We start from the raw sequence: 12,844 nt of genomic DNA on the forward strand, positions 1-12,844 counted from the left end.
TTTTAAGGACCTTAAATCATGAAAAAAGATATTTCTTTTACGCCCGTAACGGGCATTTATGTGACCATTGCTCGCCGCATCAATGAGCTTGATCAACCAGAGTGGAATGTGTACCTCATCAACCGGAACCAAACGTTGATAACCAATGTGTTTGTGACCTCACGGGGCTATTCTGGAGATGATGTAAAAAAGAAAGAAGAGCAACAACGGACCTCAACGCTGCGGCACTATTTTACCGAAATTGAAGCGGGGCAATCCGTGGTCGTTGAGCCGATTATGCCCGATGTATTTCACCTCAATAATGAGTATTGGGTGAGCTACTATGTTGATAATCAGATTTTTGATAAGAAATTTATCTTCGTTCCCGAGAGTATTGTGGAAGAAAATCTTGTTCCAATTGAAGAGTTAGGTTTAGACGGAGTTTTGCACGAGTAATAAACTATTTTCTGCCGCCCCGACATTGTGTCGGCGGCGGCGTTGTCAAACTAACCATTGTCCAACCAAGGCGCTGAGTCTTTCAATTTTAGATAAAACGTGCTCCCCGCACCGAGGGATGATTGAACGCTGATGGTTCCCCCCAATTCTTCAGCGATGCGTTTCACAATACTCAATCCTAAACCGTTTGATGTTTCTACGCCTGTTGGTTTTGGGCTTAATTCGTTATACCGTTCAAATAACCTGCCTTGGTCATGCTCCGAAATTCCAACCCCAGAATCTTTGACTTCAAAAACCATTTCTCGGTCATGCTGGTATGTGCTGACGCAGATATCAGAATCGGTGTGTGAGAATTTAATGGCATTTGATACCAGATTTTGTAATGCTCTTTCAAGCAGGTTTTTGTCCGTTAAAATGGTTTCGTTGTTTTGTAAAGCCTTGATTTTAAGTGTGATATTTTTTCGGTCTACTTCGGCCTTAAATCGTTCATGTAGGTTTTTTAGCAAGTCAGCAATGTCAACATCCTGAAGATTTAAAACGTTGATTTCCCCTTTGTCAATGGTCAGAATCTTTTGAATCGTGCTTAAACCAAACGTTGATATTTTCAGAATCATTTCTCTGGCCTCAGCCAAATCTGATTTTTTAGCGTTTTCGTTGAGGGTATTGGCCCACATCCTGATGGCCGTAAAAGGACTGCTCAAATCGTGTGAAACGATTGCCATCAACTGATTTTTTTCGGTGTTGAGTTCGTTGAGTTTTTGATTTTGGGCAGTAATGAGCTTGTTTTTACGGAGGTTTTTTACGTAAGCAAACATCGTAACGGCCACTACCACCAGTAAAGCGGCCAAGCCGATTCCGTACGCTACTTGTTTGTTTTTTTGGGCTTCGAGTTGTGAGTTAAGAAGTTGATTTTGTCGTTCCCGTTCTCCCGCATTATGCTGTTCCTGCAGTTCAGCTATTTTTTCGTTGGTCTGTTTATTAATCAGTTGAGCTTTCAGGTCGTTGCTTTTGCGGAGGTATTCATAGGCTTTTACAAATTGTTTTTGATTGGCATACGTACCTGAAATCTGCTCGATGGTTTGTTGTTCAAAAGTTTCTGATTTTAAGCTTTGGGCCAGTGCTAATGCCTCATTCAAATAAAAAATACATTCATCGTATCGTTTCAGCCCGTCGAGTGATCCGGCTTTATTCACCAGATTGTACCACAGATCAGTCTTGCTTTCTTTCTTTTGGAGGTATTGCAGGTTTTGTTCGGTCAGCTTCAGGGCTTCGGTATATTTTTGCTGATTGACCAGCAACGAACTCAGGTTGATTCTCAAATTTATCAGTCCCTTTTCGTCTTTGAGTTTTTCTTTGATGGTGAGCGATGCCTGATACGCCAAAATAGCACTGTCTTTTTTATCCTCTTTTCGGTAGATAATTCCTAAATTATTATAGAAAGAGCTCAGCTTTTTTTGGTCGAGCGCACTTTTGTCAGTCAGAGCCGTAAAACTCATGAGCAAGGGTTTAGCTTTGTCCAACTGATTAATAAGCATGTAAATGTAAACCAGATCAGACGTAGCCGACATTTGATCCGAAACGTTGCCGTACGCCTTGGTTTTTTTTAGAAATTCAAAATAATATTTGATGGCTTCGCTAGGGTTGTTGTCATAATCATGGTACAAGCCTTTGAATCTTAGGGCATAAGCTTCGGCTCTTGGATAGTTAAGTGCTTTTGAGGCTTCCAGAAGTTGATTGGACCATACCAACATGGAGTCTTTTTTCTCAGTATCCGTGTAGGGCCAGCTTTGAATCCACTCATCTACTCGCGACGTGGTCAATTGAGCCGAAGCTTCAAAATAAATTAGCCCTAAAAAAATGATAATGATGTAGTTATACTTCATTCAATAGTCCGTTTTGAATTGCAAATTTTACCAAACCTACGGTATTGTTGACGCCCAATTTGACAAGGATATTTCTGCGATGTGTATCGACGGTGCCGGTACTGAGAAATAGTTTTTCGCCGATTTCGGCGCTGCTATATTCTTGGCAAACCAAGTTTAAAATTTCAATCTCTCGTTTACTCAATGACTCAGCTACCCGGATTGAAGGTTGTGTAACGGTGTTTTTTTCTTCGTCTTTTGATAGACTTTCTTCTAAGAAATATGTGTCGCCCGCCGCCACGCATTGGATGGCAGTGAGCAACTGCGCCACCGAGGCATCTTTGAGGATATAACCACTGGCCCCCAATTTCTCAATACGGTGCATGATGCGGCTCCCACGCATCATGGTTAGATAGAGAACGGGTACTTTTGGGTATATTTTTTTGATTTGAGCCAGCAGTTCTTCAGCAGTAATGTCGGGTACTTGGAGGTCGAGCAGCAGTACGTCGGCTTGTAATTGTGGTAGCGTTTCTATTAGCATTTTACCCGTTGAAAATGAGGCTACCAACCGCAGAACAGGCTGCTGACTGAGGAGTTTTTCTAAGCCTTTTAGAAATATCTCGTGGTCGTCGAGCAAGACAACTCGGATAGGTTGTGCCTGAATGTCCATCAAGTTTTCTTATTTAAATGCGATTTTAGGCTAAACATAGACAAAAAATACTCATTTACAGTATGTTTTGGCAAAAAAAAGCAGCGGAACTTTGTCTTCATAAAGCCCTTGGTCTATAACCGCTTAAAACCCTAAAAAAGCATTTTTAAGGTGCCATAGTTGCTTTGTTGATGGCCAGTCTACCCAGATATCCGCTGATTTGACTCTATAAAAACAGGTGTAGGCAAGGCATTAGAACACTTTGGGGATCCAGCCAGCAAAATAAAAATATTAGTAAACGTAAAATAAGCAATCTATGAAAACAACAGCTCAATTTTGGTTGATTCCTTTGGTATTTGGAATGATGCACATTGCGAATGCCCAATCCATCACCCTCGATCCAACCAGTTCAAGCACAGTGAGGTCTTCAAGAAATAGCAACTATTTTGATATCGACAAAACGGGTAGTAATAGCCTGTCAGGTTTGCGGTTTTCTCAAAATCAAATGCAGCAAGGTGGACTGTTTTTTAGCGATGATTATAACGTTTTCAATCTTTCAAACAATAGCAACTTAGCAGGAATTATCTGGAACCGAACAAGCAGTAGGGCGGGTATTGGTACTTTTAGCCCAGATGGAAAACTTCACGTCTTGACTAACAGTACCGCTGAAATACCACACCTCACACTGCAAGAGAATAGCAATACCGACGGGGCAAGAATACAATTTGCCAATTTTGGTCTTACTGCTCGCTGGACTTTGTACGGTTCTAATGCTAACACGCCTACTTTCAATATCTTTCATTCTGATTTTGGTAATGTGGCAGAATTTAAAAATAATGGCAATACTGAACTCAATGGATTCACAAAATTGGGTATTGAGGCCCCAAAAATCAAGATGAAAAAGTTTACGGGCACGACCCCCGACGCCAACACGCACACAATTGCTTTGGACGGCATAGCCTTTAGTAAAATCCTTTCGTATGAAGTACTGGTAGAAGCTGACGATTTGGCTGGAACTATCCCACTTAAATTTAAGTACAAACCCAGCAATGACCATCCCGCAGGCTACAACTATCGAGCGGTTTTAAGATTGACTAACCTTGGTACTAATCCAACGCCTTTTATCTTTTTCTCAGATTTAGGTGGGCAAATTAAGCAAAAGCCGTTTAGCATCTTGGTTACTTTTGAAGAATAATCATTTACTTTTTTAACGTCTTATAAACATGACAAATCGCACAAACTATTGCCGAACCCAACTATTGATGTTTGTTACCCTCACGCTGCTGTCGGTGGCTTGTCAAAAAAATGAACCTGAGCTACCTTTGGCAGATCAGATACTGGGGAGTTATACCGTAACTTCGTATAAATCAGGCAATGCATCTGTTAATTTACCTGCTACCACTACCACAGGTATCACGGTTACGGCCAAAATAACCAGCACCAAAGTGACTGAAGATGTGGCTTCGTTTACGTTTATTTTTACCCAAACCAAATCGGGCATTGCGTCGAGCTCAAACAGCAAACTCGAAAACGTTTCTCTGAAAAAAGGAAGCAACGGAGCTATTGAAGGGAGTATCGGCATGGATGGTATTTCTTGGCAAAACAACCAACTGACGCTCACCTTTGGCGATGCTGACCCTGCCAAGGTACTGACCATCTATGGAAAGAAAGATTAAGGTTTGGCAGTAGATTATTTTTGGGCTGAAAACAATCGTATTTTCGTTCGCTCCAGAATCATTAGCGGGGCGAGCGTTTTAGCTTTATTTCTTCCGCACAATTTTCTCAAATTCTTTCGCCAGATTGGTGGCCACAATTTCAATATCGTACAACGTTTCCACCATTTTTCGGGCATTTTGACGAAGTGTATCCGCGTATTGGGGCTGTTGCAACAATTTTAATAAGCCTTCATATACGCCTTCAACGGTCAGGGGCACTTCGTGGGCGGCTTGGTACTGCGCTACAGTTCCGTCAAAACCAATCCGATCAGATACTAAGGCGGGAACCCCCGCTGTCATGGCTTCCAAAGCGGCAATCGAAAAGCCTTCAGAATAAGAGGGAAGCGCAAAAATGGTGGCATCGGCCAAAGCCGCTTTTTTTGTTTCACCCGTCAGCATTCCCACCATGACCATTTTGTTTTGCAGTTGGTGTGCCTCAATGAACCGCTCGGTTTCGGTTTGGTAGCCGTCGTCTGGGCCCGCTAAAATGAGCAAGGTGTCGTCGTGGTTTTGGGTATACTTTTGAAAGGCTGGAAGTAATAAATCCAAGCCTTTTTTGATGTTGAGTCGTCCCATAAACAAAACAAGCTTTTTATTGTCAGGAAGGTTGAATTTTGCCCGAAATGTGCCTTTTGGCGGCAAATCAGCCAGCTCGGCCAACTGCATTCCGTTGGGAATGATGGCCACGTTGGGGTGTTGAAATCCCAAATATTGTTTGAGGTCGTTGAGTTCGTCGTGGTTGTTGATTTGAATGAGATTAGCCCTCTTTAGAAAGCGTTTTTGGAACAGGATGGAGAAAATTTTCTTTTTCCAAAAACCGTGATTAAGCGCCCATTTGTCGAGCAAACCGTGAATCGTAATGGCTTTAGGGGTATTGTTTTTAAACAGAAAAGGCGCCACGCTGCCAAAATGCCAAATTCCGTGGCAATGCACCACGTCGTACTCATGGATGTGGGTTTTGAGAAAATCCCATAGCTCCAACGAAAATTCAGGAAAAAAACGACTGATGGGTTGCGTGCGCTTACAAACAATGACCCGTGCGCCTTCGGGAGCAGGATAAATTTTGTCGCCAGGGGTAGCAGGACTCAGAATATCTACTTCGTGTCCCTGCTTCAAAACGACGGTGGTATGGTCATAAATAATGCGGGCTGGACCGCCGATTGCCCACGTGTAAGCACAAATATTTAAAATTCTCATGGCGCAAAGATACAAAACCAATGATTTTTTGGCATAGTCTTTGACCAACCAATTAACGAACCCGCTTTATCTTCGATTTTCCGCAATGAGACATATTTTTTTGTTTTTCACGGCTTTTCTTACTTTTCCTTGCATTGCCCAAAACGTTACACTTTATGGCGTGGCACCGAGTTATTCCCAAATGGGGAGAATTTCAGGTAAGTGGAGTTATAATTTGAATGCAACGTCGGCAATCAACATGATTAGTCAGATCGTTGAAAACAAGAACTTCCCCGCTGGGCATACACATTTTGTCCTTCAGGCCATGTCGGTTTATCAACTCAACAAAAAATGGTCGGTTGGCGGTGGGTATGCGTTTGGACGTCATAATATTTTTGGGCTACGGGAAAATGAAAATCGGCTCATTGCTCAGGTTTCTTACCAACACAAATTAGGCAATTTTATCATCACCCATCGTGGGCGTTACGAATGGCGTCAACCCGTTAATTTACAGACACATATTAGGTCTAAGGCGGATATTGGGCGGTATCAGTTTTGGGTAACGTATCCTCTTTATGATGTGAGTACAACCAAAAAAGGCTTTTACTTAATGGCTTCTAATGAAGCCTTTCTGTACTTCAAAGGAGCGACCAATGGGCCTGTGAGTTCGCGTAACGGTTCGCTACTTTCTGAAAACTGGATGCACCTCGGGGGCGGATACAATGCTGGAAAAACCCGCGCAGAACTGGGGTATTGCTTTCAGGCGCTGGTTCGCAATAAAGTACAGGACTATCGACTTTTTAATTTATTGCAAATCAATATCTATCACACCATCAACTGGGATGACGTACAGTATTGGTGGTATATGTAGTTACTGCATATTCATGTATTTGGAGGGTATTTATAACTACTCTCTGGATTTTCGGCACGAAACTTGTCCTATATTTCGTATATTTTTTTACATTTGCAGTATCTTTGGATACAATATAAATTTTTTGATTGAAAAAAATAACCGCTATCGGCCTGCTTTTACTGCTGCTCTACAATATGTTTGGGCTGACGGTTGCGGTATTGTTTTTTGAGGAGGACTATCAAACAGCCTCGCCAGTGATGGTCAATGATCAATGGCAAACTGTAAAAATGCACCTGCCAACCCTTCCTTATAATAATTCGTGGGAGAACTCAGAAGGTCAAGAAGGTTTGATTCGTAAAGGCGATGATTTTTATAACGTAACCCATCAGCGCCACGAAAACGACACGCTGTACGTAACCCTAAAATCAAACCAACACGCCCGTGACCGCTTTTTTGAACTTGCGGAAATGATACAAGAGATTACGGACCAAACAGCCGAATCGCCCGAAAGCCCTCTAAGCAAAGCAGTTAAATTATTGAGTGATTTAGTAAAAGTATATCTTCCCAATACATCCACGGAATGGCCAGACGCGCTGATGGTAAATTTGTCCACGCGTTCTTTGTTTGCCACTCCCAACCAAGCACTTCTGCAATCGGTTCAATTGCTCCATTCGCCGCCACCCGAGCGAGGTTAGTTGTCATGTCGGTAGAGTTTGTTGGTCAATCCTTTTGGAAAACTGCATCCTGCCAAAAATGAATTACTAATCCAATGGAGAGAAACCAATGAAAATGGTGTTGTTGGCGGTGTTATTATCAACCACCGCGATGCTTACTTGCAGTGATACCTCTGCTCAATCAGAAAGACCCGCCGCACTTTGTTGTTCCAACGAATGTCGCGCGTCAGAATCCATGACTTGCCCCAAACATCCAACCGAGGTGTCGGTCAAAGACCTTCCTTCTGTAGGATGTGCCATTCCGCTTGGGCAATTGGCGAAACTGATTGAAGCTAAACACACGGCAACGAAGTAAGCAAATAGATTACATATTTGTAATTATACAACCACCAGTCACTACTTCTCGAAATGGGTTAACCCCTACGGAATCTCTCCGTAGACAATGAATTTATTTATAACCTATTATCGCATTTTGAATATGAAACGTATATTATACACGTTAGCTGCCTTGCTGTTTGTTACCGAAAGTTTTTCTCAGGGCTGTGTGGCTGTTCGGCACATGAGCTGTGCCGCTACCAACTCCCTGTCGTCGGCTGAATATTTCAAACAAAAAAACGGCCAATGGCAAATCAGCACGGGTTACCGTTATTTTCGTTCATTCCGTCACTATAAAGGAGATGTAGAGCAGCATGAGCGTTTGGAGCAAAATACTGAAGTCATCAACCTTTCGCACGCCCTCGATTTGGGCATTAGTTATCAGCCCAATGCGAGGCTGTCATTTGCCGTCAATTTGCCCATTCAATACAATGACCGCTCCTCTTTGTACGAGCATTATGGCAACTCTGTAACTGCCAATCCCGACCAAAAACGCTTTCACACCTATTCAAAAGGCATTGGAGACATGCGCATATCGGCCACGTATTGGATGAGAAACCCATATAAATTACCTAAGTTTAATTTTGCATTAGGTGCTGGAGTTAAACTTCCAACGGGCAATCCGGGCGTGACGGGTGATTTTCATAAATTAGACAAAGAAAAAAGAGATTATGTAATCAATAAACCCGTTGACCAGTCGATTCAGTTGGGCGATGGTGGCGTGGGCTACAGCCTTGAATTACAGGGGTATGGACAGGTTACAAAATCCCTGACGGCGTATTTTAATGGTTATTATTTGTTCAATCCCAAAGAAACCAACAACGTACTGCGCAGCCCAGAGGCAACCACCATTGACTTAGTGACGGGTTATTTCTCCGTTGCCGACCAGTTTGCGGGACGTATCGGCCTGAGCCAAAGCCTCGGAAGAGGCCTATCAGTGATGCTCGGCGGACGCGTAGAAGGGGTGCCTTCTTCGGATGTGTTTGGAGGAAGTAAAGGCTTCCGTCGTCCAGGATATATTGTTTCCGTAGAGCCAGGTGTAGCGTACATGAAAGGCAAGTTTTCAGCCGCGGTGACGGTACCTTACGCACTTTATCGCAATCGTATCAAGAGCTATTCCGACAAACTCGACCCACTGGGTGTACGTCACGGCGATGCAGCTTTTGCTGATTATTCGGTATCAGTTAACATAAGCCGTTGGTTTTAAATAAATAATCTAGCGACGGGGCGCTCGTGAAGGGCGAGATTTTGACAAAACTAACTTGTAACATAAGATGAAAAAAAGAACTTTACTTAACGTTCTTTTGGCCGCAACTCTCATTGCTCTTTGGGGCGGAGAGTTGCGCGCTCAAATGCCGAACGATGCTATTTATATGCCGAAAGGGACTGTCTGTATAGGGACTATGTATACCCACAGCAGTTGGAGCCAATACTGGGAAAATACCCTCAAACGTGAAAACCTTAACATCGGTACGCACACCACCCAGAGCGTGATGGTGATGCCAGCCATTGGCATTACCGACCGCTTTAATGTTATTTTGAGCCTGCCTTACGTATGGACAAAAACAAGCGCTGGTAACTTGATGGGCCAAAAGGGAATTCAAGACTTGGGCGCTTGGCTGAAAGTGAAAGCAGTGGATGTAAAAGGTTTCTCTATCAATGGATTAGCTGGGGTGTCGATTCCTTTAGGCAACTATGTTCCCGACTTTCTTCCGATGTCGATTGGCTTGCAATGCCGTGTGGTATCGGGTCGAATTTTGGCTAATTATACCCATCCTAAAACGGGGATTTACGTCACCGCCCACGGAACCTACATGTGGCGTAGCAATATCAACGTAGACCGTGATGCCTATCAGGCCGACGACCGTGTCTATAACACCAACGAAGTGAGAGTACCCAACGCATACGACATGGGTGCGAGGATTGGGATATTAAAACAAAAATGGCAGACCGAAATTTGGGCTGAGCGAAATTCCTGCGTCAACGGCGACAATATCCGTCGTAACGACATGCCTTTCCCGACCAATAACATGCAGGCAACGATGGTGGGTTGGTACGGTAAATTTCAACCGAAAGCGCTGGGAATTAATGCCCGCGTAGGGTACGTAACCAATGGCCTCAATATGGGTCAAAGCACAAGCTACATGGTAGGAGTACTTTATCAGTTTGGGGTAAAGAAATCATAATTGAATTTAATCAAGAGAATGAAAAAGTTTTCAAATATTCTAAAATACAGCGGTTTAGCTTTTGCCATGACGGTGGGAATGGCCGCCTGTGATAAAACCCTTGAAGAGCCGCAACGCGTAGGTTATTCGCCCGCAAACGTGGATGATAAAGCGGGCACGTGGAAAACATACCTCCTTACTTCAGCCGAAGAAATCAGCGTACCAACTCCTACTTCCGTTACCTCTCCGGAGTACGTAGCAGAATTGGCGGCGTTGAAAGGACTATCAACCACCCTCACCAAAGAGCAACAGGAAGCTGTGGTCTACTGGGGTGCAGGCGCGGTGTATCGTTGGAACGAGATTGCGCGGGAATTGGCCGCGCGCTACAATATTCCGCCAGCTTCCAACGCTGATGGGAAATACCCCGTTCCGGATGCGGCCAATCCCTTAGCAGATCCTAAATTTCCCTTTGCCAATCCCCCTTATACGGCGCGGGCGCTGGCTTATCTTTCGGTGGCCCAATACGATGCGCTGGTTTCGGCTTGGAATTACAAATACAAATACAAACGGGCCGCTCCGTCAAAAGTAGATGCCACGCTTCGGGTAGCCTTGCCAGTTTCGTCGCTGCCTTCATACCCTTCCGAAGATGCTGTGGTTGCGGCGGCTTCGGTGACAATACTGAAAGCGATGTTTCCGGGTGAAGTGCCTTATTTGGAAGCAAAGATGAAAGAACATTTGGAAACGCGCCAATGGGCGGGAATGAACGTACAAAGTGACCTGACCGCTGGTACGGCTTTGGGTGGTGCCGTGGCCGCAAAGGTGATGGGCCGCGCCAGAACCGACGGAATGGGTGCCGCCAACAACCAAGCGCTTACGGCAGGAATGATTGAGGCCGCCAAAAGTCGCGGTATCAAAGAAACGTGGCTGAGCCAAGAAGTTCCGATTCGTCCGCCGATGTTGCCCAACTACGGAGCCGTACAAACTTGGAATTTTGACAAAGCAACGTTAGCTCAAATTCGCCCGGCTATTCCTTACGTAGTGGGTTCAGCTGAGTGGCAGAAAGATTTCGATGAATTGAGCCAAATCAACAAAAACCAAACCCGCGAGCAGGCCCGCATCGCCAACTACTGGGCCGACGGCGCGGGAAGCTATACGCCTCCAGGCCACTGGCACCGCGCTGCTGCCAACGCCGCGCACGAAGCACGGTTTAGTGAAGTGCGGATGGCGCGTACGCTGGCGCTTTTGGGAACTGCCGAAATGGACGCGGGAATTGCCTGTTGGGACGCGAAGTTTTATTACTACACGCCTCGACCTCAGCAGTTTGGTTTGAAGACTTCGGTTGGATTGCCCAATTTTCCATCGTATACCTCTGGCCACTCTACGTTTTCGGCGGCGGCGGCTACGGTTTTGGGGTATATCTTTCCTGAACAGGCCGAGAAATTCAAAGCTCAGGCCGACGAAGCCTCGGTGTCGCGGATTTATGGCTTGATTCACTACCGCATAGATTGTGAAATGGGCTTAAAACACGGCAATATCATTGGAAATTACGCCATCGCACGCGGCAAGGCCGATGGGTCAGGATTGTAGATATGTATCAACAGAAGGCTTATTGCTGAGCACCTGACGGGTCTGAAAATGACCTTGAAAGGCCCGTCAGGTTAAAAATAATTCATTTGAAAAGACTCGTTTCCATATTGCTCTTCAGTCTTTTGCTCTACAACATGGTCGGCTATTCCGTCGTCTATTGGTTGGGGGGCAATGTGGCATTGGAGGCACCGCAGAATGAGTCAGAAATGCCGTTCCGTCAGGAGTATATTACCGTAAAAGTGCCCGTTTCACTGCCGTATCAAACCAACTGGACGACCCCGCAACCAGTACAGGGGAAATTGCAGGTAGGCAATGAATTTTATGAAATGGTCGAGCAAATCATGCTCAACGATACCCTCTATATCACCTGCAAGCCCGACCGCGATGCTCGCGCCAATTTTTTCGCGTTGGCCGAACACATCAACAAACACATTCACGATCATGCGACCGACGGTCCCAAACCTTCCAAAAGCATGGCAAATCAGCTGTTGAAGGAGTATGTTTCCTTTCAACAACTGCACGTCTTTTATGTAGTAGAATGGCTATCCGATGCCGCACCATTGCAGAAAAATACCTTATCCCTTCTTTTCCGTGCCCATTGCGTGGTTTCACCACCTCCCGAATTAGCTTGATTTTTTACGGTTAAAAAACAATGATTTATTCCTGTTTAACGGTGGGAGTGTAAATCGTGTATTTTTTATTGTCTTAAAAATCAATGCTTTAATTATGCCACATATTCCACTTCCCGAGCATTTGCCTGGTATTACTGGCTTGCTCGAATACCGCTTAGACACGGCGTTGCCAATTCGTGATTTGACGCAGATTTTACTGCGTGGCGAATCTACGCTGACGCAGGGAGAACGCGAGTTGATTGCCACGATTGTGTCATCGCGCAATTGTACCAATTTTTGCGAAGCGGCCCACACCAAAGCCGCCGATATGCTTTTGGGCGAATCAGAAACAGCCCGATTGGTCAAACTGGATTTTGAAACAGCACCCGTCAGCGATAAAATGAAGGCGTTGCTCAACATTGCCGCACTTACCCAAAAAAGCGGTAAATCCGTTACGCCCGAGGCCATCGAACGCGCTCACCAAGTGGGAGCAACTGACCTCGAAATCCATGATACGGTGCTGATTGCGGCCTTGTTTTGTCTGTACAACAAGTATGTGGATGGACTCGCGACCGTAGCCCCAACCGACCCCGCTTATTATGAAACTTTGGGCGAGCGAATCGTGGGGCGCGGTTATATGCGTCCGCCAGGTGGACATCAGGCACCTCAATCCTCTAATGGGATTTAGGAAAAGAGTTAGCCGATACAATTTTCTGGATTACTTATATTAAATTTTATACAA

At 44.8% G+C, this 12,844-nt stretch carries 14 protein-coding genes; 11 read left to right on the forward strand and 3 right to left on the reverse strand.

Annotated elements, in window-relative coordinates:
- Window positions 1-18: 18 nt before the first annotated feature.
- A complete protein-coding gene (locus DR864_RS22665) occupies window positions 19-435 on the forward strand; it encodes a hypothetical protein (protein ID WP_114069108.1) in 417 nt (138 codons plus the stop codon).
- A gap of 50 nt (window positions 436-485) precedes the next feature.
- On the opposite strand, the gene DR864_RS22670 is transcribed toward DR864_RS22665, so the two are convergent.
- The gene (locus DR864_RS22670) at window positions 486-2,318 is read right to left on the reverse strand and encodes a tetratricopeptide repeat-containing sensor histidine kinase (protein WP_114069109.1); all 1,833 of its coding nucleotides are present in this window, start codon (window positions 2,316-2,318) and stop codon (window positions 486-488) included.
- On the reverse strand, window positions 2,308-2,967 hold the full coding sequence (locus DR864_RS22675) for a response regulator (protein ID WP_114069110.1): 660 nt from the start codon (window positions 2,965-2,967) through the stop codon (window positions 2,308-2,310). The genes DR864_RS22670 and DR864_RS22675 overlap by 11 nt, the downstream gene beginning before the upstream one ends.
- A 295-nt stretch (window positions 2,968-3,262) precedes the next feature.
- On the opposite strand from DR864_RS22675, the gene DR864_RS22680 reads away from it, so the two are divergent.
- Both DR864_RS22680 and DR864_RS22685 read left to right on the forward strand, forming a co-directional pair.
- Entirely contained in the window at window positions 3,263-4,141 is an 879-nt protein-coding gene (locus DR864_RS22680) for a hypothetical protein (protein WP_114069111.1), read from the forward strand.
- 28 nt (window positions 4,142-4,169) lie between these two features.
- Window positions 4,170-4,622 carry a hypothetical protein gene (locus tag DR864_RS22685; RefSeq protein ID WP_114069112.1) on the forward strand — a complete coding sequence of 151 codons (453 nt, stop codon included), beginning with the start codon at window positions 4,170-4,172 and terminating at the stop codon, window positions 4,620-4,622.
- A gap of 84 nt (window positions 4,623-4,706) precedes the next feature.
- On the opposite strand, the gene DR864_RS22690 is transcribed toward DR864_RS22685, so the two are convergent.
- A complete protein-coding gene (locus DR864_RS22690) occupies window positions 4,707-5,858 on the reverse strand; it encodes a glycosyltransferase (RefSeq protein WP_114070427.1) in 1,152 nt (383 codons plus the stop codon).
- A gap of 85 nt (window positions 5,859-5,943) precedes the next feature.
- Here DR864_RS22690 and DR864_RS22695 point away from each other — a divergent pair, with 85 nt between their 5' ends.
- From DR864_RS22695 to DR864_RS22725, 8 genes are all read left to right on the forward strand, one after another.
- Entirely contained in the window at window positions 5,944-6,708 is a 765-nt protein-coding gene (locus DR864_RS22695) for a DUF2490 domain-containing protein (protein ID WP_114069113.1), read from the forward strand.
- 128 nt (window positions 6,709-6,836) lie between these two features.
- Complete coding sequence (locus DR864_RS22700) at window positions 6,837-7,385, forward strand: hypothetical protein (protein ID WP_114069114.1); 549 nt, start codon at window positions 6,837-6,839, stop codon at window positions 7,383-7,385.
- 88 nt (window positions 7,386-7,473) lie between these two features.
- Window positions 7,474-7,719, forward strand: a complete 246-nt coding sequence (locus DR864_RS29915) for a hypothetical protein (RefSeq protein ID WP_162794055.1) — start codon at window positions 7,474-7,476, stop codon at window positions 7,717-7,719.
- A 123-nt stretch (window positions 7,720-7,842) separates the two neighbouring features.
- The gene (locus DR864_RS22705) at window positions 7,843-8,946 is read left to right on the forward strand and encodes a hypothetical protein (RefSeq protein WP_114069115.1); all 1,104 of its coding nucleotides are present in this window, start codon (window positions 7,843-7,845) and stop codon (window positions 8,944-8,946) included.
- Window positions 8,947-9,013: 67 nt separating this feature from the next.
- Window positions 9,014-9,925, forward strand: a complete 912-nt coding sequence (locus DR864_RS22710; protein WP_114069116.1) for a hypothetical protein — start codon at window positions 9,014-9,016, stop codon at window positions 9,923-9,925.
- A gap of 18 nt (window positions 9,926-9,943) precedes the next feature.
- On the forward strand, window positions 9,944-11,491 hold the full coding sequence (locus DR864_RS22715) for a vanadium-dependent haloperoxidase (protein WP_114069117.1): 1,548 nt from the start codon (window positions 9,944-9,946) through the stop codon (window positions 11,489-11,491).
- Window positions 11,492-11,577: 86 nt separating this feature from the next.
- On the forward strand, window positions 11,578-12,123 hold the full coding sequence (locus DR864_RS22720) for a hypothetical protein (RefSeq protein ID WP_162794057.1): 546 nt from the start codon (window positions 11,578-11,580) through the stop codon (window positions 12,121-12,123).
- A 94-nt stretch (window positions 12,124-12,217) separates the two neighbouring features.
- Window positions 12,218-12,790 (forward strand): carboxymuconolactone decarboxylase family protein, encoded by a 573-nt coding sequence (locus DR864_RS22725; protein ID WP_114069119.1) that lies wholly within the window; start codon window positions 12,218-12,220, stop codon window positions 12,788-12,790.
- Window positions 12,791-12,844: the final 54 nt, after the last annotated feature.

Origin of the sequence: Runella rosea, assembly GCF_003325355.1 — a bacterium.
GTDB lineage: Bacteria > Bacteroidota > Bacteroidia > Cytophagales > Spirosomataceae > Runella > Runella rosea.